The sequence below is a fragment of the Salmonella sp. SG203 genome, from assembly GCF_013350575.1.
In the GTDB taxonomy this organism is placed as follows: Bacteria; Pseudomonadota; Gammaproteobacteria; order Enterobacterales; family Enterobacteriaceae; genus Salmonella; species Salmonella enterica.
On the sequence record NZ_SNMT01000003.1, the window covers coordinates 16,167 to 42,360 of the forward strand.

Annotated in this window: 7 protein-coding genes; 6 read left to right on the forward strand and 1 reads right to left on the reverse strand. The window is 46.9% G+C overall.

Going from position 1 to position 26,194, the window contains the following annotated elements; all coding sequences use genetic code 11:
• Positions 1-15 precede the first annotated feature (15 nt).
• The gene (gene uvrA / locus HV477_RS06185; RefSeq protein ID WP_000357724.1) at positions 16-2,841 is read right to left on the reverse strand and encodes an excinuclease ABC subunit UvrA; all 2,826 of its coding nucleotides are present in this window, start codon (positions 2,839-2,841) and stop codon (positions 16-18) included.
• 247 nt (positions 2,842-3,088) lie between these two features.
• Between uvrA and ssb1 the strand changes: the two genes are divergently transcribed.
• From ssb1 to siiE, 6 genes are all read left to right on the forward strand, one after another.
• Positions 3,089-3,619 carry a single-stranded DNA-binding protein SSB1 gene (gene ssb1, locus HV477_RS06190; RefSeq protein WP_000168322.1) on the forward strand — a complete coding sequence of 177 codons (531 nt, stop codon included), beginning with the start codon at positions 3,089-3,091 and terminating at the stop codon, positions 3,617-3,619.
• A 1,249-nt stretch (positions 3,620-4,868) separates the two neighbouring features.
• A complete protein-coding gene (siiA, locus tag HV477_RS06195; protein ID WP_000389232.1) occupies positions 4,869-5,501 on the forward strand; it encodes an SPI-4 type I secretion system auxiliary protein SiiA in 633 nt (210 codons plus the stop codon).
• Positions 5,498-6,886, forward strand: coding sequence for a MotA/TolQ/ExbB proton channel family protein (locus tag HV477_RS06200; protein ID WP_001749446.1), 1,389 nt, complete (start codon positions 5,498-5,500; stop codon positions 6,884-6,886). Before siiA ends, HV477_RS06200 begins: the two co-directional genes overlap by 4 nt.
• Complete coding sequence (gene siiC, locus HV477_RS06205; protein ID WP_001670706.1) at positions 6,876-8,195, forward strand: SPI-4 type I secretion system protein SiiC; 1,320 nt, start codon at positions 6,876-6,878, stop codon at positions 8,193-8,195. The genes HV477_RS06200 and siiC overlap by 11 nt, the downstream gene beginning before the upstream one ends.
• The gene (siiD, locus tag HV477_RS06210; protein ID WP_001081935.1) at positions 8,192-9,469 is read left to right on the forward strand and encodes an SPI-4 type I secretion system protein SiiD; all 1,278 of its coding nucleotides are present in this window, start codon (positions 8,192-8,194) and stop codon (positions 9,467-9,469) included. The genes siiC and siiD overlap by 4 nt, the downstream gene beginning before the upstream one ends.
• A gap of 16 nt (positions 9,470-9,485) precedes the next feature.
• Positions 9,486-26,162, forward strand: a complete 16,677-nt coding sequence (gene siiE, locus HV477_RS06215; RefSeq protein WP_114063879.1) for a non-fimbrial adhesin SiiE — start codon at positions 9,486-9,488, stop codon at positions 26,160-26,162.
• The last annotated feature ends 32 nt before the right edge of the window (positions 26,163-26,194 follow it).

Consider the following 26,194-nt stretch of genomic DNA (forward strand, 5'->3'; position numbering starts at 1 on the left):
AAAGCGGCGTGAAGGTTATTTGAGCATAGGTTTAAGGAAGCGGGCAGTATGCGACGCCTCGCACTCCGCCACAGTTTCCGGCGTACCGGCGACGAGAATTTCGCCGCCGCCGCTGCCGCCTTCCGGGCCGAGGTCGACAATCCAGTCCGCCGTTTTAATGACGTCCAGGTTGTGTTCGATCACCACGATGGTGTTGCCCTGATCGCGCAACTGATGCAGAACGTCAAGCAACTGCTGAATATCGGCAAAGTGCAGGCCGGTGGTTGGCTCGTCGAGAATATACAGCGTCTGCCCGGTGCCGCGCTTCGACAGTTCGCGCGCCAGCTTCACGCGCTGGGCCTCGCCGCCGGAAAGCGTTGTCGCCGACTGACCAAGACGGATATAGGTCAGCCCCACGTCCATCAGCGTCTGCAGCTTACGCGCCAGCGCCGGAACCGCATCAAAGAACTCACGCGCTTCTTCAATGGTCATATCCAGTACTTCGTGGATGGTCTTGCCTTTGTACTTAATCTCCAGCGTTTCCCGGTTATAGCGCTTGCCTTTGCACTGGTCGCACGGCACGTAAATATCCGGCAGAAAGTGCATTTCGACTTTAATGACGCCATCGCCCTGGCACGCTTCGCAGCGACCGCCGCGCACGTTGAAGCTGAATCGCCCTGGCGTGTAGCCGCGCGAGCGAGACTCCGGCACGCCAGCAAAAAGCTCGCGAACCGGGGTAAAGACGCCCGTATAGGTCGCCGGGTTGGAACGCGGGGTGCGCCCGATTGGGCTCTGGTCGATATCGATCACTTTATCGAAATGTTCCAGCCCCTGAATATCCCGATACGGCGCCGGTTCGGCGATAGTCGCCCCGTTTAACTGACGCTGGGCGATGGGGAACAGCGTGTCGTTAATCAGCGTCGATTTACCGGAACCCGAGACGCCGGTGATACAGGTAAACAGCCCTACCGGTAGCGTAAGGGTCACATCTTTCAGGTTGTTGCCGCGCGCGCCGGTGAGTTTGAGCACTTTTTCTGGATTTGCCGGCACGCGTTGTTTCGGCACTTCAATTTTGCGTTTACCGCTCATGTACTGGCCGGTCAGCGATTCCGGTACCGCCATAATGGCTTCCAGCGGGCCTTCCGCCACCACCTCGCCGCCGTGAACGCCCGCGCCGGGGCCAATATCAATCACATGGTCGGCGGCGCGGATGGCGTCTTCATCGTGTTCCACCACAATCACGGTATTGCCAAGATTGCGCAGATGAATCAGCGTACCCAGCAGCCGTTCGTTATCGCGCTGGTGCAGACCGATGGACGGTTCATCCAGCACATACATCACGCCGACTAACCCGGCGCCTATCTGGCTCGCCAGACGAATACGCTGGGCTTCGCCGCCGGAAAGCGTCTCTGCCGAGCGGGAGAGCGTGAGATAGTTCAGGCCGACGTTCACCAGAAACTTGAGGCGATCGCCGATCTCTTTTAGCACTTTTTCGGCGATTTTCGCTCGTTGCCCGGAAAGCTTGAGATTAGTGAAAAAATCCATCGCATGGCCAATGCTCATATCGGAAATAGCAGGCAGCGGCGTATTTTCCACAAATACATGGCGCGCTTCGCGATTCAGTCGCGTTCCTTCACAGCTGGCGCAGGGGCGATTACTGATGAACTTCGCCAGCTCTTCGCGCACCGCGCTGGATTCCGTCTCTTTATAACGGCGCTCCATATTATGCAGCACGCCTTCGAACGGATGGCGGCGCACGGAGGTATCGCCGCGATCGTTCATATATTTAAATTCAATGTTCTCTTTGCCGGAACCGTACAGCACGACTTTATGTACGTTGGCGCTGAGGCTTGCCCACGGCGCATCCACGTCGAACTTATAGTGTTCCGCCAGCGACTTGAGCATTTGAAAGTAATAAAAATTGCGACGATCCCAACCACGAATCGCGCCGCCTGCCAGCGACAGGTCGGGATTCTGGATCACGCGGTCCGGATCGAAATATTGCTGAACGCCGAGCCCGTCACAGGTCGGGCAGGCGCCTGCCGGGTTGTTGAACGAGAACAGACGCGGTTCCAGTTCGCGCATACTGTAGCCGCAAATCGGACAGGCAAAATTGGCGGAGAACAGAAGCTCCTCCGCTTTCTCATCGTCCATATCGGCAACAACCGCCGTGCCGCCGGATAATTCCAGCGCCGTTTCGAACGACTCCGCCAGGCGTTGGGAAAGATCGTTGCGAACTTTGAAGCGATCGATCACCACCTCAATGGTATGTTTCTTTTGCAGCTCCAGCTTCGGCGGATCGGAGAGATCGCAAACTTCGCCGTCAATACGGGCGCGAATGTAACCCTGGCTTGCCAGATTTTCCAGCGTTTTGGTGTGTTCGCCTTTACGCTCTTTAATAATCGGCGCGAGCAGCATCAGACGTTTGCCTTCCGGCTGTGACAGCACGTTATCGACCATCTGGCTAACGGTTTGCGCCGCCAGCGGCACGTCATGATCCGGACAACGCGGCTCGCCCACGCGGGCAAACAGCAGGCGCAGGTAGTCGTGGATCTCGGTAATAGTACCCACCGTAGAGCGCGGGTTGTGCGATGTCGATTTCTGTTCAATTGAGATCGCGGGCGATAGCCCCTCAATATGGTCGACATCCGGTTTTTCCATGAGCGACAAAAACTGCCGCGCGTAAGCGGAGAGCGATTCAACGTAACGACGCTGCCCTTCGGCATACAGAGTGTCGAAAGCCAGTGAGGATTTGCCTGAACCCGAAAGCCCGGTCACGACAATCAGTTTGTCGCGGGGGATGACGAGGTTAATATTTTTGAGATTATGGGTGCGGGCGCCCCGAACTTCGATCTTATCCATTCACCTTTCCCGGTAGAGACTCGGATGCCTGGTTTGTTTGAAGGACAAACGGCAGAAACGGCTAATTATGACACAATTTAACCTGTTTGAATATACAGTATTGGAATGCATCTTCAGCTAAAGTATGCAACAATATGAGGTTCGCGCGAGTGACCTGGAACCTGCATCGCAGCTATTAAAATGCTACGTGGAAATGGTACACTCACGCGTTTACACTATTTATGAAACGTATTCAGGAGACTCAATTATGGCCAGCAGAGGCGTAAACAAGGTGATTCTCGTTGGTAATCTGGGCCAGGACCCGGAAGTACGCTATATGCCGAGTGGCGGCGCTGTCGCCAACTTAACGCTGGCTACTTCTGAATCCTGGCGCGATAAGCAGACCGGCGAAATGAAAGAGCAGACTGAATGGCACCGGGTGGTGATGTTCGGCAAACTGGCGGAAGTGGCCGGCGAATATCTGCGTAAAGGTTCTCAGGTGTATATCGAAGGTCAATTGCGTACCCGCAAGTGGACCGATCAGAGTGGCCAGGAACGCTATACGACTGAAATTAACGTTCCGCAGATCGGCGGCGTGATGCAGATGCTGGGTGGTCGCCAGGGCGGCGGCGCACCGGCAGGCGGTCAGCAGCAGGGGGGTTGGGGTCAGCCACAACAACCTCAGCAGCCGCAGGGCGGCAACCAGTTCAGCGGCGGCGCGCAGTCGCGTCCACAGCAATCCGCGCCAGCGCCGTCTAACGAACCGCCAATGGATTTTGACGACGACATTCCATTCTGATTTTTGGTAAAAAACTCAAAGCGTTATTTGCATTTTCGCTATAGTTCTCGTCTGCTGAAATGCCTGGTGTAAACCAGGCATTTTCTTACCTGGTATTATTGTCTTAGAGCCTATCCCACCAGGCGTTATTGGCGCAGCCAGTTTGGACACGGACAGCGCGCAAAAACCGGAGCGTACACGTAGTACGTGAAGTTTGACTCGCTACGCTCGCCCTTCGGGCCGCCGCAAGCGGCGTTCAAAACGCTAACGCGTTTTGGCGAGCACTGCCCAGGACCAAAATGGCAAGTAAAATAGCCCTAATGGGATAGGCTCTTAGTATCCCTTTCAAAAAAGAGAAGCGCATATCTCACGGAAAAATGTCGCTTATCGCCTCTGGCCGACTCGCCTCGGCACATCATTATCCAGCCGAAGTTCATAAATGTACTGCAATAACCCGGATTGTCTTAAATATGAAAGAGAAAACTCATCTGCAAAATATATAATTTATAGCTATTTTTTGACAACAAAAAGATATTATAAAATAACGTTAGAGAATGGTCGGTATTATCAATGGTTAATTAAATGTTTGCTTTAGCTTGTGATGAGCTCAAATATGATATGTGCATCTTGCTTTATTTTTAATTGCTGAAGATAAAGTTGTTACTTATAGCTGGCTTTATATAAAAAATGGTTTTATTTGTGTGTGTTTTTACGCAATTCTGATTTTTTACTCCCCACTTATTATATTTTTAATGATTTAAGTTATATTGAAGTCCCTATGACCCTATGTTTTAATTGTGAAAATTAATTTTATCCTCTGGAGGCAAATTTATTAAATACGTATGGTTATAACGCGTATTAAAAAGAAATATGTCCTTAAAATGATTTAGAGTTTCAATGATTAGCTAACAAATCTATTTATCGGCGGGTGGTTTTAATTTGCTGATGACTATTTTTTATTTATGAGTTGAGAGCTTATGCGATACCTATTATTGGGGAAGATATAGTTAGTGCAATAATTGATGTCTACCTAATTAAAAAAATGAAGAGTGTTTTTAATTAAAGCACTCATCTTTGTTGTGGGCGCATAAAAATGGCGTCGTTGTTTTTATTTTTCTGATTACGAGATGTAAGAAAACTGAACTCTATAAAGCGTATTGGTAGCAGGAAGCCAAGGGCGGTAGCGTTCACTTTCTGAATAAGTTGAGCATCCTTTATCCTTTCTAATCCACAAAAACATTTTATTCACAATGTAATATCAGGAGACAACATGGAAGACGAAAGTAATCCGTGGCCTAGTTTTGTTGATACATTCTCTACGGTATTGTGCATTTTTATATTTCTTATGTTGGTGTTTGCACTTAATAATATGATTATTATGTATGACAACTCAATTAAAGTTTATAAAGCAAATATAGAGAATAAGACTAAATCTACTGCTCAAAATAGCGGAGCCAATGACGATTCAAATCCTAATGAAATAGTTAATAAGGAAGTGAATACTCAAGATGTGTCGGACGGAATGACTACAATGTCAGGTAAGGAGGTTGGAGTATACGATATCGCCGATGGTCAGAAAACTGATATAACGTCTACAAAAAATGAGCTTGTTATTACGTATCATGGCAGGCTGAGAAGCTTTTCAGAAGAGGATACTCATAAAATAAAGGCTTGGTTAGAAGACAAAACTAATAGTAATTTATTGATAGAAATGGTTATTCCTCAGGCAGACATCTCTTTCTCTGACTCTTTACGACTGGGATATGAACGGGGAATTATTTTAATGAAAGAGATTAAGAAAATATATCCTGATGTAGTTATTGACATGAGTGTTAACTCCGCAGCATCAAGTACAACGAGTAAAGCTATTATCACGACTATTAATAAAAAGGTGTCAGAGTGAAATATATAAATCATTACCGCTATTTGTTTATCTGTTTTTTCCTTGCCATACTCCCTTTTTTCGCTTTATCTTTTCCCGGTATAAGAGAGTATGTTTTTGATAACTTCATGGTTTCTGCAATTTACAATGGAGTCATTATTGCCATTTATATTACAGGTTCTTTGTGTGCATTATTCACTATTCTTAAAAATATTTCAGCAAAAGACATATTAATAGCTCAGGACGCCAGTAGAAAAAATAGCATTCTTTCTAACCTCAATCAGGTTTTGTTTGCCGGGGAACCCAAACAGTGTGATTTCAATTTGCTGATGGAATTAGATGACAATGTGTCTACCGCCCGTAATCAACGATTGTCATTTATTATGAGCTGTAGCAATGTGTCGACGCTTGTTGGCCTGTTGGGGACGTTTGCGGGTCTGTCTATTACGATTGGTTCAATCGGGAACTTATTGAGCTCGCCATCAGATGTTGGCGGTGATAATGCAAGTAATACACTCAATATGATCGTGACAATGGTAGCGTCGCTTTCTGAACCATTGAAAGGGATGAATACCGCATTTGTATCTTCTATCTATGGTGTTGTTTGCGCCATACTCCTGACCTCACAAAGTGTTTTTGTTCGCAGCTCCTATTCCCTTGTTTCTACGGAAATCAAAAAATTAAAAATCATAAGCAACAGATCCAATAATAAACAACGAAGCCTGCGGGTTGAATCAGAGACGCTTGTAGAATTTAAAGAGTTGTTTAAAGCGTTTTTTGATAACTATCTGTCAGTTGAAAATTTACGGACGCAGGATGAAGAAAAGAAACGAGAGATGCTATCAGATAGCTTTGTCACTTTGCAAAACCGACTATTGGATAACTCAGCAAAACTAGAGCAACTTTCTACGCTGATTGATGGTTATCTGGTAAGCAATAACGAAAATACCAAAAAATTAGTTGACGGTGTAATAACAATTACCTCTCGTTTATCTGAAGGTAATACCCTGCTTGCTGATAATAATGCACGACTGGAGGCAATGAGTACAATACAAAATATTATAGACAAAAAGAATGATTCAATAATGGCATCAGTTGATAAATGCTATCAGGAATCTCTTTCACATGGTAAGACCATAAACGATATTGCCGCTGGCAGTGCCGATATTTCTCATACTCTCGATGGGCTGAGAAAAGAAATGGATGAGGATATGAATAATGTTCATTTAGCGCTATCCGATCTATCGGCTACTGATAAAAAGATTATTGCCAATACTAAAGAGATTAGTGCTGAAATGGTTAGCTACCGTGATACCTATATGCCATTAATGGAAAAAATAACATCTATGCATCAGGAAATAGTAAAGCAACGTTTGTTAAACAAGGAGGAAAAAAATGAAGATTAAGATGTTTTTTCTGACGACTGCTTTTATTACACAAAGCACATACGCCAGCGAGCTTCCGGTCATTCCTCTAAGAGATTTAGTTAATGCCGCATTAACGCATCAGCCCTCTGTTGCTGTTTCATATTATGAGACTGAAAAGAAAAACAGTGACTTAGATCTTTCACGGGCAGCACTTTATCCTACCCTGGATCTAACATCTGGCCTTAATAATAACAGGAAAGAGTCATCAGGTACCGAGAGGAACGTTGAAAATAAGGTGTCTTTATCATACCGAATAACGGATTTTGGAGTGAGGGGGGCTAATATCAGGAAATCTGAATATGAAAGAGATAATAGTAAAACTGACTATGAAAAAACAAAGAATATAGTGTCTCAGGAGGTTGTGACAACCTATTACAACATCAGTAAATATCGTGAAATGATTGATGGCGTAAATCTGGAGAAAGAGTTTTATAAAAAGATGCTGGAAACTTTTTCGTTGCTGGTATCTTCCGGTGTAGCGATGCAATCTGATATGCGTAAAGTACAAGTATCTATCGATGCATTAAATACCAGAAGCATTATGTATCAGTCGATGTTGGATGATGAAATGTATAAAATGCAGAATATGACTGGTCTGAATTTATCACCAGATCAGATTCAAAGCGATGAAAAATTCAACCTCTTCAAAAAATATATCTTTGTCGAAAGCCCTGAAAAACTTATGGACATGGTGATGAAATACAACGATGACTATAAGATGCTTGTCAATACCCGAAAAGCCGCGACCGAAGATATTAATGCCGCAAAATCATCCTATTTTCCGACTGTAGATCTTGTTTCCAGCTATGTACAGAATAACCCGAGCGGTAGTGCCAAAAAAAGTGATTATGAAGATGAATTTAAAACGGGTATCAATGTCAGTTTCAACATTTTTAATGGGTTCAGAAATTCAGCCCAGGAAAGAAAAATGGTGGCAAGTTACTCGCAGGCTAAGCTGCAAATTGACGATTTTTTGATTAAAACGCGTTATAACATTGATTCACAACTTTCAAGATACGCCGCTGCAAAAGAGACTTACTCAGTGGCGGAACGTTCACATACAAACGCGTTACAGCTTACTGAATTATATGAGCAGGAGTTTCAGTTAGGGCAAAAAAGTTTGCTTGATTTAATTTCAAGCCGTAATGAAGCATTTCAGGCATATGTAAGCATGATCGACAGCAAATATAGCCTGTATATTTTAAAGCTACAGCAACTCTCATTGATTTTTCATTTAATGGATTATTTAAAAGGAAATACTGAAAGTGAGTTAAATGTAATGAAATGAATAGAAGACAAAGCGATCATCTCATGATGATAATTATTTCTTTGACGATCTTAATTATTATCCTTACCTACTTTATAGAAATTAATTCAGTGGTTCATGGTCAGGGCGTTATCACTACTAAAGATAATGCTCAGTTAATATCTCTTTCTAAAGGAGGGACGATACAAGATATTTATGTAGCCGAGGGTGATACTGTAAAAAAAGGAGAACTCCTTGCAAAGGTCGTTAACCTTGATCTGCAAAAAGAATATCAAAGGTATAGAACTCAAAAAGGGTATCTGGATAAAGATGTTAACGAAATATCTTTCATTCTTGATAAAGAAAATGAGAGTGGGTTGATTACCCTGGATGGCACCCGTTCTTTAAGTAATAAAGAGGTAAAAGCGAATATTGAATTAGTGCATAGTCAGATAAGAGCTAAAGAGTTAAAAAAAACCTCTCTTGATTCTGAGATTAGCGGATTACAAGAGAAGCTGAGTTCGAAAGAAAAAGAACTCGCATTGCTTGCCGAAGAAATAAATATTCTTTCCCCACTGGTAAAAAAAGGAATTAGCCCATATACCAATTTTCTTAACAAGAAACAGGCGTATATAAAAGTTAAGTCTGAAATTAATGATATTGAAAGTAGCATCACTTTAAAAAAAGATGATATTGAGTTGGTTGTTAATGATATTGAGGCGCTTAATAATGAATTGCGACTATCTTTATCTAAAATAATATCTAAAAATCTTCAGGAACTTGAAGTTGTTAACTCTACATTAAAAGTAATAGAGAAGCAGATAAATGAGGAGGATATCTATTCACCGGTTGACGGTGTAATTTATAAAATCAATAAAAGTGCCACTACTCATGGTGGTGTGATTCAGGCGGCGGACTTACTTTTTGAAATAAAACCAAAAGTAAGGACTATGCTGGCCGATGTGAAAATATTACCCAAATACCGTGACCAAATATATGTAGATGAAGCCGTTAAACTGGATGTGCAGTCAATTATCCAACCAAAGATAAAATCGTATAATGCGACTATCGATAATATTAGCCCTGATTCCTATGAGGAAAATACCGGAGGAACAATTCAGCGTTATTATAAAGTAATTATTGCATTCGATGTTAATGAAGATGATTTACGGTGGTTAAAACCAGGTATGACTGTTGACGCCAGTGTAATTACCGGAAAACACAGCATTATGGAATACCTGTTATCTCCCTTGATGAAAGGCGTGGATAAAGCCTTTTCAGAACCAGTTAATACTAAACGATTAGATACACCTTGAGAGTGAATATAATATTATGGGAAATAAAAGCATACAAAAGTTTTTTGCCGATCAAAACTCTGTAATTGATTTATCTTCTTTGGGTAATGCCAAAGGCGCAAAAGTTTCTCTTTCCGGGCCAGACATGAACATTACCACGCCGCGTGGTTCAGTGATCATTGTCAATGGCGCTCTTTATTCAAGTATCAAAGGCAATAACCTCGCTGTTAAATTTAAAGATAAGACTATTACTGGCGCTAAAATTCTGGGCAGTGTAGATTTAAAAGATATTCAACTAGAGAGAATTGACAGCTCATTGGTTGATTCTGCTCAGGTAGAAAAGAAAGGTAATGGCAAACGACGAAATAAGAAGGAAGAAGAGGAATTAAAAAAGCAGCTTGACGATGCTGAAAACGCAAAGAAAGAAGCTGATAAGGCGAAGGAAGAAGCAGAGAAAGCTAAGGAGGCTGCAGAAAAAGCGCTCAATGAAGCGTTTGAAGTACAGAACTCGTCAAAGCAAATGGAAGAAATGCTGCAGGAATTTTTGGCTGACAATGTAGCAAAAGACAATCTGGCTCAGCAAAGCGATGCTTCCCAGCAAAATACACAGGCTAAAGCAACGCAGGCTTCTAAACAGAACGATGCTGAAAAGGTTCTTCCTCAACCTATTAATAAAAATACCAGCACTGGCAAAAGTAATAGCAGTAAAAATGAGGAAAATAAGCTCGATGCCGAGTCTGTTAAAGAGCCACTTAAAGTCACATTAGCGCTTGCGGCCGAGAGTAACAGCGGTAGCAAAGATGATAGTATAACTAATTTTACCAAACCTCAGTTTGTAGGTAGCACTGCTCCCAATGCCACGGTCATTATTAAAATTAATGGTATTGCTGTCGGCCAAGCTGTAGCGGATAGTTTGGGTAACTTCACCTTCACAGCGCCTGAAACATTGACTGATGGAACATACAATCTGGAGGCAGAGGCCAAGACTGCTGATGGAAGCGGTAGCGCCAAACTTGTCATTACTATCGATTCCGTTACCGATAAGCCAACATTTGAACTTTCGCCTGAAAGTAGTGTGTCCGGTCATAAGGGCTTAACGCCGACCTTGACGCCTTCAATTGTTGGTACGGCGGAAGAGAATGCTAAGGTTGACATTTATGTAGATAATAAACTGGTTGCCAGCGTTGATGTCGATAAAGATGGAAACTGGAGTTATGAATTTAAGGATAATGAATTATCTGAGGGCGAAAATAGTATAAAAGTCGTTGCTGTAGATAAAGCAGGTAATAAAAACGAAACGACGGATAGTATCATAACCGACACCATTCCTCCGGAAAAGCCGACGATTGAGCTGGATGATAGTAGTGATTCCGGCATTAAAAATGACAACATTACAAATAGCACCCTGCCAACATTTATTGGTGTGGCGGAACCCGGTTCTACAGTCTCTATTTATCTTGGACTTAAACATCTTGGTGAGGTCATTGTTGCTAAAGATGGGACATGGAGCTATACGCTTACTACGCCGCTCAAGGATGGCGAATACAATATAACAGCAACTGCTACTGATATTGCCGGGCATACCTCAGCGACGGCAAATCTGCCTTTTACTATTGATACACGTATCAGCTATTTCAGCGCTGAGATTGAAACGACTGATGATAGCGGTATTGTCGGAGATAACGTTACTAACAATACTCGCCCAACCTTTACAGGTAAAACTGAGCCAAATGCTATTATCAGTGTCATAAATAGTGAGACTGGCGAAGAGGTTATTTTTAAAGCGAATGACAAGGGCGAATGGACGTTCAATTTCACTTCAGACTCAGTGGAAGGGATTAACAATCTTACGTTCACTGTTGAAGATGTCGCTGGCAACAAAAAGGATTTTTCCTTTAGTTACGTTATTGATACTATTGCCCCTCTACCTCCGACGGTTTCTTTGGAAGATTATGTTGTTTTGCCGAATGGTATAATTTTATCAGGGAATGATTTACCGGCTTTAGTCGGTACGGCAGAGCCAAAGTCTACCATCTTATTGATGCGAGATGGTAAATTATATGACAGCATTGAGGTTGATTCAAACGGGACCTGGAATTATCAGTTTAGTAATAAATTTCTTCAGGGCGCCTATGATATTGAAATCATTTCTCAGGATGCCGCCGGTAATAAATCCTCTACTGTTAAATATTCTTTTACTATTCAAACTGAAGTTGTACCTCCAAAAGCGGAACTCGATGCCAGTGATGACTCCGGTGCAAAAGGCGACTGGATTACCAATAAACATAATGCTCTGACATTACTGGGAACAGCGGATAGGTTTGCTACCGTAAATATCCTTATCGATGGTAAAACGATAGGCGTGACGACTGCGGATGCAGACGGTAACTGGAATTTTGATATTTCCCGAAATCTGTCTGACAATGTTTATAAGATTACGGTTGAATCCATCGATCCTTTAGGAAGAACGTCATCTGTAGATTATCAGCTTACCATTGATAGCTTTACGCCGATCCCTACTGTTATGTTGCATGATAGCGCTGACTCTGGCGTTAAAGGCGATATGATTACTAAAATTAATACGCCGTTGTTTACCGGGATGGCTGAAGCTAATGCTAAGGTTTCCATCTATGTTGACGGTGTGTTAAGTGGTGAGGCTATTGCTGGCGATGATGGTGTATGGAATTTTCAATTTACCACAGCGTTATCCGATGGCTCGCATGACGTAACGGTAAAAGTAGAAGATATTGCCGGTAATACTGCCTCCTCATCAGCGTATAATTTCCAAATCGTAACGCAAACGCAAAAACCAACAATAGAGTTGGTCAACGATACGGGGGTTGATAATACAGACCATATTATTAATGAAAAGAATCCTGCACTGACAGGGACCGCTGCACCCTATTCAACGGTTAAACTCTATGTTGATGGCGCACTGATCGCTGAGGTCAGAACAAATAAAGATGGCAGATGGGAGTATACCCTGAAAGCCGATCAAGGTTTGGTTGATGGCGATCATAGAATAACCGCTTCAGTTGAAGATATCGCTGGCAACATTGCCCATTCGGATCCTTTCTTAATTAGCGTCGATACTGCTATTTCAATACCGATAGTTTCATTGAGCCCGGATTCAGATTCGGGAATTGCAGATGATAATTTAACGAATATCGTTAAACCTACCTTGCACCTAAAAGATATTGATCCGGACATTATCAGTGTTCAGGTATGGGATGCCATGTCTGATACGCAGATCGGTGTTGCCACGCAACAACCTGATGGTTCATGGGCCTATACCTTTACTTCAGATTTAACGGAAGGCTTGCATCAGGTTTATGTCAAGGTTGAGGACATTGCGGGTAATAAAGCGAACAGCGCGGTATTCGATTTTACTATCGATACCACAGTATCAACGCCGGTGATTTCCCTGCTTTCTAAGGATGATACGGGGGTGACAGGCGATAACCTGACCAATATCAATAAGCCAGGTTTTGCTATTTCCGGTGTTGATGCCGATGCGCATCGGGTCGTCGTACAGGTGATGCACAATGGCGTGAGCGAAGAGATCGAACTTTCCCACCTCAATGGTAGTTGGTTATTTACACCAGGGAATACGTGGGCGGATGGCAGCTACACGTTAACGGTGAAAGTAGAAGATAAGGCAGGAAATACCAGCTATTCAGCGCCGCTGACGGTCGTTATCGATACCCAAATCGCCATTGATGGGGTGGAACTGGTCAACGATAGCGGCGTGAAAGGCGATAATATGACCAACGACGACCGTCCCCACTTTCGTGTGACGGTACCTACGGATGTCAATGAAGTCCGTCTGAGCATTGACGGTGGTAATTCGTGGGTTCAGGCAACCCCGGGCGTGGCAGGAAGCTGGGAGTATATCTGGCCGACAGACCTGGCAGATGGTCAATACACGCTAACGGTGGAAGCGACTGATAAAGCAGGCAATACAGTGACGAAGACCATCGATTTCGCGGTGGATACCACGCTGTCAGTGCCGGTCATCGTACTGAATAGCGCGGACGATACCGGTGTCCAGGGCGATAACATGACGAATCGCACCCAGCCGACATTTGCCCTGCAGCATATTGATGATGATGCCGTTCGCGTTACGGTCAGCGTGGAGCATGGCGGCGTCACCACCACATTTGACGCCACGAAAGGCACAGGCGGATGGACCTTTACGCCGACAGCATCCTGGACGGATGGGGATTATACCCTGAGTGTGTCAGTCGAAGATAAAGCGGGGAACACCAGTCATTCTGCATCGCTGACGGTGACGGTGGACACGCAAATCGCCATTAATAACATTGAACTGGTCAATGACAGCGGTATTCCCGACGATAATCTGACGAATAACGTGCGTCCGCACTTCCAGGTGACGGTACCGACGGATGTCAACGTGGTGCGCCTGAGCATTGACGGCGGCAAGACGTGGGTAACAGCGGCGCAGAAGGCAGCCGGGGTTTGGGAATATATCTGGCCGGATGATGTGACCGATGGCTCCCATACCCTGACGGTAGAAGCGACCGATGAGGCGGGAAATAAGGCAACACAGACGCTCGATTTCACCATCGATACCACTCTGTCTGTGCCGACCCTCTCGCTGGACAGCGCAGATGACAGCGGCATCGCGGGCGATAATATCACCAATGTTAAAACGCCGGGCTTTACCCTCAACAATATTGATACCGATGTCAGCCGGGTGATAGTGGAGGTAATGCACAATGGCATTAAACAGGAGGTGCCACTGGTTCAGACCGGCGGACAGTGGCGCTTTGCGCCGACCAGCGACTGGGCGGACGGCGACTATATCCTGACGGTGAAGGTAGAAGATAGGGCCGGAAATGTGAAGCAGTCCGCGCCGTTGACGGTGACAGTAGACACGCATATCGCCATTGACCGTATTGAACTGGTTAACGACAGCGGTATCCCCGACGATAATCTGACCAATGAAGCGCGCCCGCACTTTCAGGTGACAGTACCGGCGGATGTTAACGGTGTAAGACTGAGCATTGATGGCGGCAAAACGTGGTTTGACGCCACGCAGAGCGCGACGTCGGGCGTCTGGGATTACACCTGGCTGACGAATGTGGCTAACGGCCCTCACACCCTGATGGTGGAAGCGTCCGACAAGGCGGGAAACAAAACGACGCAGAAACTGGACTTCACCATCGATACCATTCTGTCAGAACCGACGATTACCCTGGACAGCGCGGATGATAGCGCCGCTGGCGATAACATCACCAACGTTAAGATGCCAGGCTTTACCCTCGGTAATATCGACGCCGACGTGACCAAAGTGGTGGTGACGGTGGCGCATGATGGTAAGAACCAACAGATAGAGTTGATTAAGAACGGCGGTGTGTGGCGCTTTACGCCGGGCGCAGCCTGGACCGATGGCGACTATACGCTGACGGTAAAGGTAGAAGATAAGGCGGGTAATACAAATTATTCTGCGCCGCTGACGGTGACTATCGATACGCAAACGTCTATTGATCGCATTGAGCTTCTTAATGACACGGGTATTGTCGGGGATAACCTGACCAATGAAGCACGTCCACAGTTTCATATTACGGTACCGACGGACGTGAACTCTGTGCAACTGAGTCTTGATGGCGGCATCAACTGGGTTAACGCAACGCTGACGTCTGACGGCGTTTGGGAGTATATATGGCCGACAGATCTGGTCGAAAATACGTATACCCTGACAGTGAAAGCAACCGATGTTGCAGGCAACACGGCGACGGAAACGCTCAATTTTATCATTGATACCACATTGTCGACACCGACCATCACGCTGGATAGCGCAGATGATAGCGGCACCGCCAACGATAATAAGACTAACGTTAAAACGCCGGGTTTTATTATCGGCGGTATTGATTCTGACGTGACTCAGGTCGTCGTGCAGGTGATGCGCGATGGTCACAGCGAGGAGGTGGAGCTGACGCAGACTAACGGGCAGTGGCGTTTTGTACCCGGCAGCGCGTGGACTGATGGCGACTATACGCTGACGGTAACGGTGAAAGATGAGGCGGGTAATATTCGCCACTCAGCGCCGTTGACGGTCACCATCGATACGCAAATCGCCATTGACCATATTGAACTGGTCAATGACAGCGGTATTCCCAACGATAATCTGACTAATAACGTGCGTCCGCACTTCCAGGTGACGGTACCGACGGATGTCAACGTGGTGCGCCTGAGCATTGACGGCGGCAAGACGTGGTTCAACGCTACCCAGAGCGCGACGCCGGGCGTCTGGGATTATACCTGGCTGGCTGATGTGGGAGAGGGGAAGCATACCCTGACAGTGGAGGCGACCGACAAGGCGGGAAACAAAACGACGCAGAAACTGGACTTCATCATCGATACCCTACTGTCAGAACCGACTATCGTGCTGGACAGCACGGACGACAGCGGAACAAAAGGCGATAACCTGACCAACGCGAATAAGCCGACGTTTTTACTGGGCAATATTGACGCAGACGCGCGGTATGTCACGGTTGAGGTACAGCATGGCGGCACGAAAGAGGTGCTGACGGCCACCAAAGACGCGACCGGCAACTGGAGCGTGACACCGACCGGCACATGGGCAGATGGCGACTATACGCTGACAGTGAGGGTGGAAGATGAGGCGGGGAACGAAAAACACTCAGCGTCGCTGACGGTCACTGTTGATACCCAAATCACCATTGATGTTATTGAACTGGTTAATGATAACGGTATTCCCGGCGACAATATGACTAACGACGCCCATCCGCAGTTCCGCGTGACGGTACCGGGGGACGTTAACGAAGTCAGTCTGAGCATTGACGGTGGCGTGACCTGGGTTAAGGCGACACAGAGCGCGACGCCGGGCGTCTGGAATTATACCTGGCCGGGCACCGTGCCGGATGGCGACTATACGCTGAATGTGAAAGCGACTGACAATGCGGGTAATACGGTGACGGAGACACTCCACTTCACTATTGATACCACGCTGTCAGTGCCGGTCATCGTACTGAATAGCGCGGACGATACCGGTGTCCAGGGCGATAACATGACCAATAGCACCCAGCCGACATTTGCCCTGCAGCATATTGATGATGATGCCGTTCGCGTTACGGTCAGCGTAGAGCATGGCGGCGTCACCACCACATTTGACGCCACGAAAGGCACAGGCGGATGGAGCTTTACGCCGACAGGGGCGTGGGCGGATGGTGATTATACCCTGAGTGTGTCAGTCGAAGATAAAGCGGGGAACACCAGCCATTCTGCATCGTTGACGGTGACGGTGGACACGCAAATCGCCATTAATAACATTGAACTGGTCAATGACAGCGGTATTCCCGACGATAATCTGACTAATAACGTGCGTCCGCACTTCCAGGTGACGGTACCGACGGATGTCAACGTGGTGCGCCTGAGCATTGACGGCGGCAAGACGTGGTTCAACGCTACTCAGAGCGCGACGCCGGGCGTCTGGGATTATACCTGGCTGGCTGATGTGGGAGAGGGGAAGCATACCCTGACAGTGGAGGCGACCGACAAGGCGGGAAACCAGACGACGCAGCAACTGGACTTCATCATCGATACCCTACTGTCAGAACCGACTATCGTGCTGGACAGCACGGACGACAGCGGAACAAAAGGCGATAACCTGACCAACGCGAATAAGCCGACGTTTATACTGGGCAATATTGACGCAGACGCGCGGTATGTCACGGTTGAGGTGCAGCATGGCGGCACGAAAGAAGTGCTGACGGCCACCAAAGGCGCGACCGGCATCTGGAGCGTGACACCGACCGGCACATGGGCAGATGGCGACTATACGCTGACGGTGAGGGTGGAGGATGATGCGGGGAACGTAAAATACTCAGCGCCGCTGACGGTCACGGTTGATACCCAAATCACCATCGATGTTATTGAACTGGTTAATGATAACGGTATTCCCGGCGACAACCTGACCAATGACGTTCGTCCACACTTCCGTGTCACGGTGCCAGGGGATGTCAACGAGGTACGTCTGAGTATCGACGGCGGTAATACGTGGGTTCGTGCAACACAGGGCACGGCAGGGACCTGGGATTACACCTGGCCGAAAGATGTGACCGACGGGCTACATACCCTGACGGTAGAAGCGACCGATAAGGCGGGAAATAAGACGACGCAGACGCTCGATTTTACCATTGATACCCGGCTGTCAACGCCTACCATCGCTATGGATAGCAGGGACGATACAGGTGCCATTGGCGATCATATTACGAGCGTCAAAAGACCGGGCTTTACCATTGGCAATATTGACGCCGATGCGCACTCGGTCATTTTGCGGATCACACAGGGCGGCAATAGCCAGGAAGTGACACTAACCCAGGTTGGAGGACAGTGGCGCTTTACGCCAGATGCTGACTGGGCGGACGGTAGCTATACGCTAACGGTAGAAGTCCAGGATAACGCGGGGAATGTTCGCCAGTCCACACCGCTGGTGGTGACGGTGGACACGCAAACCAGCATTACTGATATTACATTGGTCAATGATCATGGCGTGCCTGATGACAATCTAACTAATAGCACCCGTCCGCAGTTTGAGATCACGGTGCCGGCGGATGTGAATTCTGTGCAACTGAGCATTGATGGGGGCGCAAACTGGGTGAGCGCGGCGCAGGGTATCGAAGGCGTCTGGGGCTATACCTGGCCAACGGATATGGGCGATGGAAAACACACCCTAACCGTCATGGTCACCGACAGAGCGGGCAATACGGCGACGCAAACGCTTGAATTTTTCATCGACACCCGGTTGTCGACGCCGACCATTGCGCTGGATAGCACGGATGATACCGGTACGCCTGGCGATGATATGACCAATCGCACCCGACCGACCTTTATTCTGCAGAATATCGATTCGGATGTTATCAACGTTACAGTCAGCGTCACGCATAATGGAACGACAACCTCGTTTACTGCGACACAGGGGGCTGGAGGATGGAGCTTTACACCGCCAGCGCCGTGGGGCGACGGTGATTATACGCTGACGGTGACAGTGGAGGATCGGGCGGGAAATACGCGTCCGTCTACGCCGCTGACGGTGACAGTGGATACGCAAATAGCCATTGATCATATTGAATTAGTCAACGATAGCGGCGTCCCTGGCGATAATGTGACAAAACATGTGCGTCCGCAGTTCCAGATCTCGGTACCGGATGATGTGGAAAAGGTTCTTCTGAGTATTGACGGCGGCACGACCTGGGTTACTGCAATCAAGAGTTCGACGGCTGGCATTTGGGATTACACCTGGCCGACGGATATGCCAGAGGGACAGCATACCCTGATCGTGGAAGTGACTGACGGTGCGGGTAATAAGATGACGGGGACGCTCGATTTCACTATCGACATCACGTTGTTGACGCCAACCATTGAGCTGGCGCCCGATCAGGATACCGGACAGAATAAGAACGATAATCTGACCAGCGTCACTCAGCCGATATTTGTGTTGGGGAGTATCGATAAAGATGTTCGACACGTGGAATTGAGTATTGAGCATAACGGTACGTTTAAAACGGTGGTACTCACCGAATCAGCCGACGGCTGGCGTTATCGACCAGATTCTGCTTTGGCGGACGGTAGCTACACATTCACCGTGACGGTAACAGATGTGGCAGGCAACCAGCAAACATCCGCGCCTTTAAAGGTGACGATAGACGGTACGTTGACTACGCCGGTGATTGAACTGGCAGCTGGCGAAGATAGCGGTACTGTTGGCGATCGCCTCACCAATCACGATCGGCCTGTGTTCGACATACGCCAGGTTGATTCTGACGTTACGCGCGTGATGGTCAAAGTAACTTACAACGGTAAAACGCACGAGGAAGCGGCGGTATTCACCAATGGTCAATGGCGCTTTACGCCTTCTGCGAGCTGGGCTGATGGCTCATATCAGTTAGCCGTTGTGGTGGAAGATCTGGCGGGGAATGTAAAAGAGTCTGCGCCGTTAGAGGTGCGTATTGATACCACGACAACCATTAACAATATCGTATTGCTTAATGATACTGGCGTGCAGAATGATCAATTAACGAATGTTGCCAAACCGTCATTCAGAATTGACGTTCCCGGTGATGTCGTCCAGGTACGCGTAACCCTGGATGGTGGCGCTAACTGGAATGTGATACGTAAAAATGCCGACGGACAGTGGATTTTTGACAGCCCGAATACTCTGGTTGACGGCACATATACCCTTCGCGTAGAGGCCACGGATGAGGCAGGTAATATTGCGAATAAAGATTTAGTATTTAATATCGATACTAATATACAGGTTCCTACTATTGCTTTAGACGCAGGACAAGATACCGGAGCGAATACCGCCGATAATATTACTAATATTTCACGACCCACCTTTACGATTGGTAATGTTGACCCCGATGTTATCAAAGTCGTGGTGACGATTGATGGTCATGATTATAACGCGATTAAGGTTGGGGCTGGTTGGCAATTTACACCAGGCAATGCCATTCCGGATGGTTCTTATAATATTACCGTTACGGTTGAAGATAAGGCCGGAAATACCGCGACATCGAAACCATTACCTGTTGTGATAGATACGACGGCTGAAATTGAAAGCGTCACGTTGGTTACAGATAGCGGTGATAGCGATGTAGATAACATTACCAAAGTCGACAAGCCGCAGTTTAGTATTGTTACCGCTGATGATATTACCCATGTGCGCGTTAAAATCGATAACGCCGCTAATTGGATTGAACTCACAAAAGGAGGGGATGGCCGCTGGATATTTAATGTCGGTTCGGCATTACCTGATGGGCAACACACTCTCTTGGTTGATGTGACTGATATCGCCGGCAACGTTGCGCAAGAAACGCTGCAGTTTACGATTGATACGACTCTGCGAGAGCCGACAATTGTACTCGATCCCACCCATGATACTGGTGATGATACTAATGATAATCTTACCAGGATTAACAAACCGGTGTTTATTATCGGTAATGTCGATAATGATGTATCACACATTGTGGTTCATATTGATGGTCGGGATTACACCATTGAAAACACAGGGGGGAATTTAACCTTTACGCCGGATCAACCGCTGTCTGACGGTCAGCATACGATCTCTGTTACCGTAACGGATATTGCTGGTAATACCAAAACATCGGCCGAACTGCGGATTGAAATCGACACGCAGGTTCAGATTGACAGTGTTACGTTAACAACAGATAGCGGCGTCAACGATCACGATAATGTCACCAATGCTACCCGTCCCTCTTTTGAAATTGCAACGCCTGATGATGTGACATCGGTGCTGGTTTCTTTCGATGGCGTAAACTGGACGCCCATCAGTAAAAATGCGGCCGGGCAGTGGGAATTTACTGCAGGTAGCGCATTGCCTGATGGTCATTATACTCTCCATGTCCAGGCGACGGATCGGGCAGGGAATACGGCAAATTCCACGCTGGGCTTCACCGTGGATACGCAGATTGACGGCCTGAGCGTCGTGATGCTGGACGACGCCGGAAAGGATTCTACGGATGGTATTACGAATATTACCTCTCCACGTTTTGAAATTTCAGCCAGAGAACCGCTGCAGAGCGTGACGGTAATTTTAAACGGGAAATCCAGCACACTGACTCAGGGGGCAGGTAATAAATGGCTGTTTACCCCTGATACACCGTTAGTGGATGGAACTTACAAAATAGAAATAGTGGCTGAAGATATCGCAGGTAATAAAATTAGCAAAGAGGTATCATTCACAATAGACACTATTGTTTCTGATCCCAGTATTGATTTGCTGGATGCGGATGATACTGGCGAAAGCGCTGTTGATAATATTACGAGTGTCACTACACCACGTTTCGTTATTGGCAATGTACCCGCCGATATTGATACTGTTGTAATCAGAATTAACGGCGTTTCTTATCCGGTTACGGCAAATGGCAATAACCTCTGGGAATTTCAGGTTCCCGTTGCGTTAAACGATGGCGTATATGAAGCCGTTGTTGTCTTCAGAGATATTGCCGGAAATACTTCTGAAACTAAGCTGCCCTTTACCATTGATACCACGACAAGCGTCAGTGTCAGAATGGAGCCAGCGTCTGATACCGGAAATTCCAATAGCGATAACCTTACGAATAAGCAAAATCCCAAATTCGAAGGTACTGCAGAGCCCAATGCGAAACTGGTGATTACCATTGTTGACGATAAGTCAGGTCGGGAGGTTTTAAAACAAACGATTACGGTTGGCGCTGATGGCAACTGGAGTGTGACGCCGAATATACTGCCGGATGGCATGTATACCATCAACGTCGTCGCAACAGATGTCGCGGGAAATACTGCGCAAACGCAGGAAAGATTCACTATCGATACGGTTACGATCGATCCCACCATTCGCCTTTCGGATCCATCTATTGATGATCAGCATGAAGCAACCAGCCTGCGTCCTGAGTTCAAAGGGTTTGCCGAAGCGTTCTCGACGATTATGATTCAGTGGGATGGGAAAGTGGTCGGCTCCGCAAACGCCAATGCGAATGGCGAATGGAGTTGGACGCCGCCATCAGTATTAGCGCCAGGCTCCTATGTTGTGAGCATTGTTGCCAAAGATAAAGCGGGTAATGAATCGTCGCAGGTCGACTTTCCTGTCGTAATACCTGTTATTGATGTCACGCCTCCAACCATAAAGCTCAGCGAGGAGAGCGATAGTGGTGCCTTAGGAGACTTTACCACGAATAATAAAACGCCGACCCTGGTTGGGAACACGTTACCTAATGCGATTGTGAGTATTTATGTGGATGGCGTGAAGGTCGGCGAGGCGACAGCGGATACAGCGGGTCGATATACTTTCCAGTTATCGGAAATGAAAGATGGCCATTATGTCGTCCAGGTGGGTATCGTCAACCCTCGCGATAATAGCGAACTGCGTTCCACCGCCGTTGATGTCACTATCGATACCGAGGTTGCTGAACTGGTATGGAATATATCTGGAATGCATGAGGGCGGATATATCAATACGGTGACGCCGGAGATTGGCGGCACCAGTGAGCCAAACAGCAAAATCACTATCTTTGTGAATGGCGTTGAAAAAGCGATTGCTTATACGACAGGCGCAGGACACTGGGGCGTAGTATTACCTGCTTTGGGTAATGACGGTAATTATGTATTAACGTTTAAAGTTGAAGATGTTGCCGGCAATATCAGAGAGTTTGGTCCGCAGAATGTGATACTGGATACGGTAATTTCGCCGTTAACCGTGGTATTACGCGAAGCTGATGACAGTGGCAAAGTTGGCGACTGGATCACCAATAAATCTCATGTCACCATCGATGGTACTGCCGAAGCCGGAAGTACTTTAACCATCAGGAGTCCGCAGGGGGTGGTTATTGCTACCCTGGTGGTAGGCAATGATGGTCGATGGAGCGCAGAATTAGATCTGCGTGAAGGTAGTAATGCCTTTGTCGTGGTATCGGAAGATAAAGCGGGCAACAGCCAACAAAAAGATATCCTGATAGAACATGATACGCAGATTGAAATCAGCGATATTTCATTAAGTCGGGATACTAATAGCGGTGATAAATATGATCTGATTACCAATAATAAGTCTCCGGTACTGGTTGCCATGACCGATCCCGGCGCGACGGTACAGGTTTATATTAATGGTGTGTTACAAGGCACAGTAGAGGCGAGTTCGTCAGGTAATATTAGCTATACCATGCCGGCAAATAGCGCCGACGGCGAGTATCAGGTGCAATTTGTTGCTACGGATACTGCTGGTAACCGGGTTGAGTCTGCGATTACAACCGTGACAATCGATTCTCAAATTGCTGTCTTTGACATTGATGAAGATTCATTACCAGCCCTCTCTAATAACCGGGCGTTGTCAGTCTCAGGTGTCGGGGAGGCTGGTTCTCAGGTCAGCATCTTTGTCGATGGTAAATTAGTCAACGTTGTTATGGTTGAGGCTGATGGCACATGGCGCGCGCCGATACTGCTGCAAGATGATGGTACGTTTAATATTCATTTCAGCATTACTGACGTTGCTGGCAACACTGAAGTGAGCAAGGATTATAGCGTGGATGTCGATTCATCAACCGACTTCCCAACGCTCAACCTTGAAGATGCAAGCAACTCTGGTTCACTTGACGATCTGATTACTAATCACAACAAGCCTGTGTTAGTTGGCACCGCAGAAGCGGGAGCCACAATCCATATTTATGTGGATGAAAAGATCGTGGCAAATGTGCTTGTGCTTGAAGATGGAACCTGGTCCTACCAGTTTGATAATGCGTTAAAAGATGGTGAATATTCTATCCGTGTGGTTGCCGAAGACCCGGCAGGTAATACGGCAGAATCGCCTCGCTTACTCGTCACGATAGATACCAGTACGTTTATCGATAATCCTGCTATGGTGGCAGGTTCTGATAACGGTATTTTCAGTAATGATAGTATAACGAGTCAGACCCGGCCTACGTTTAGTATTTCTGGAGAAATGAACCAGAGTGTTCAGATTTTCATTGATGGGGTGTTAGTCGATACGATCACGGTGACGGACAGAAATCAAGTTTATCGACCTGAGTCACCGTTGGGCGATGGTTCCCATAGCATTTATTATGTTATCACCGATAAAGCAGGCAACACGGCTACCTCGAAAACGCTAAACTTTACTATCGATACCTTTAATACGACGCCTGTCGCCATTGATTCTATCGGTGGACAAACGTTAGCAGAGATGACCGGTAGTGATGGCAAAATATATATAACGGACACGACGCGTAACTTATTGTTTAGTGGCAGTGCCGAGCCCAATAGCAAAATAGAAATCATCATTAATGGCTTAAATGTGGGGGAAGTTTGGGTTAATGAAAAAGGCCACTGGCAGATGCCGGTGAACCCGCTTTATTTCACAGAAGGCCAACTGGATATCACTGTTAAATCTACGGACCGTGCTGGTAACGTAAATCAGGAAAAGTATTCCATTTGGGTCGATACGCATATCCAGGTATTTACCAGCGAGCTTGATGACAATAAATCATCATCGAAAACGGACTGGTGGAGTAATAGCTCCACTATTACCATGAGAGGTATGGGGGAAATTGGCGCTACGGTATCATTAATCGTGGCAGGGGTCACGTTGGCAACCGCTGTCGTTGCGGCTAATGGGCAGTGGGAATTATCGACCGATCAGCTTCCGGAAGGTAAATACGATATCACGTTGAGTATTGAGGATAACGCAGGCAACCGTAAGGAAGAGGTACATGAAATATTTATTGATCGAACGCCACCAAACGCTCCGGTCGTAACTTATTCAGATATTGTCAACGATCTAATTATTATGCAGGGGACGGCGGAAGCCAAATCTCAGCTAATAATAACCGATAGTAATGGGAATACTTATACGTTAACCGTTCCTGATAATGGTAAATGGAGTATGGCTATCCCGTATCCATCGGAAGGGAAGTTTACCATTACGAGTGTGGATGCGATTGGTAACCGGAGTGATGATGTCTCTCTCGATATCATGAAAGAGGTTCCCGTTATTTCATTATCTCCAGACTCAGACAGTGGTACGGTGGGCGATAATATTACGCGAGATAAGCAACCTACCTTTATTATCGGGAATCTGGAAAGCGATGTTGTGGTCGTTCAGGTCGATATCAATGGGACCGTATATAATGCTGAAAAAAATGCCGATGGCGTTTGGTTCTTTACGCCAGGTACACCGTTAGCTGATGGTTCCTATACGATATCGGTAATCGCAAGCGATGCCGCGGGTAATCAGAAAAACTCGTTACCCATTACCGTTACGATCGACAGTACGCTGACGGTGCCGGAGATTGCGTTGGCAGCAGGTGAAGACAATGGCGTTTCAGACAGCGATAACGTGACGAATCACACCCAGCCTAAGTTCACGCTGCAGCATATTGATGCTGATGTGACCGGGGTGACCGTAAACGTGACGCATAACGGCGTGACAGACACCTATCAGGCGACGCAAGGCGCGGATGGCTGGACCTTCACGCCGCCAGCCGCCTGGAATGATGGTACCTACACGCTGAGCGTGACGGTGGTGGATCGCGCGGGGAATTCACAGCAATCTGCTTCGCTAGCGGTGACGGTTGACTCAACGGTGACGGTAACAGCGGATAGCCAGCATGACGATGCGAGCGATGACGCCACGGCAACAGCGGTTACTCCACCGGAGTCTGAAACAGTGAATGCCGAAAGCGCTACGCATCTTCGTACAGTGCCGTCTGCGGCGGAAGAAAGCGTGGTGAAGGAGACAGCCTATAGTATTACATTGTTAAACGCTGACTCTGGGGATGAAATAGATCGTTCAATTAGTCAGACACCTTCTTTTGAAATATCAGTACCTGAGAATATTGTTAATGTCAGTATTATGTTTGAAGGAGAAGAGTTTACTCTGCCGATAACTAACCAGAAAGCAATATTCGAAGTTCCGCTATCTTTGGAAGATGGTGAATATACTATGGACGTGAAATTCATTGATAAAGACAATGATTTCCTGATTAAGGAGAAAACATTCTCAGTCGATCACTCCTCGGCGGATATTGTGAACGCAATGAATGCAAGAGGAAAGACCGAGGATGATATTAATGATTCCCCTTCCACGAGTTCTGTAGGGCACAACAATAACGGCGCTATTGATGTTTTCGCCGTTAATGAAGTTACGCTACCTGTAGATAATCAAGAAGAACACGCATAATAACGGAGGCCCCTCACCTTTGGGTGAGGGGG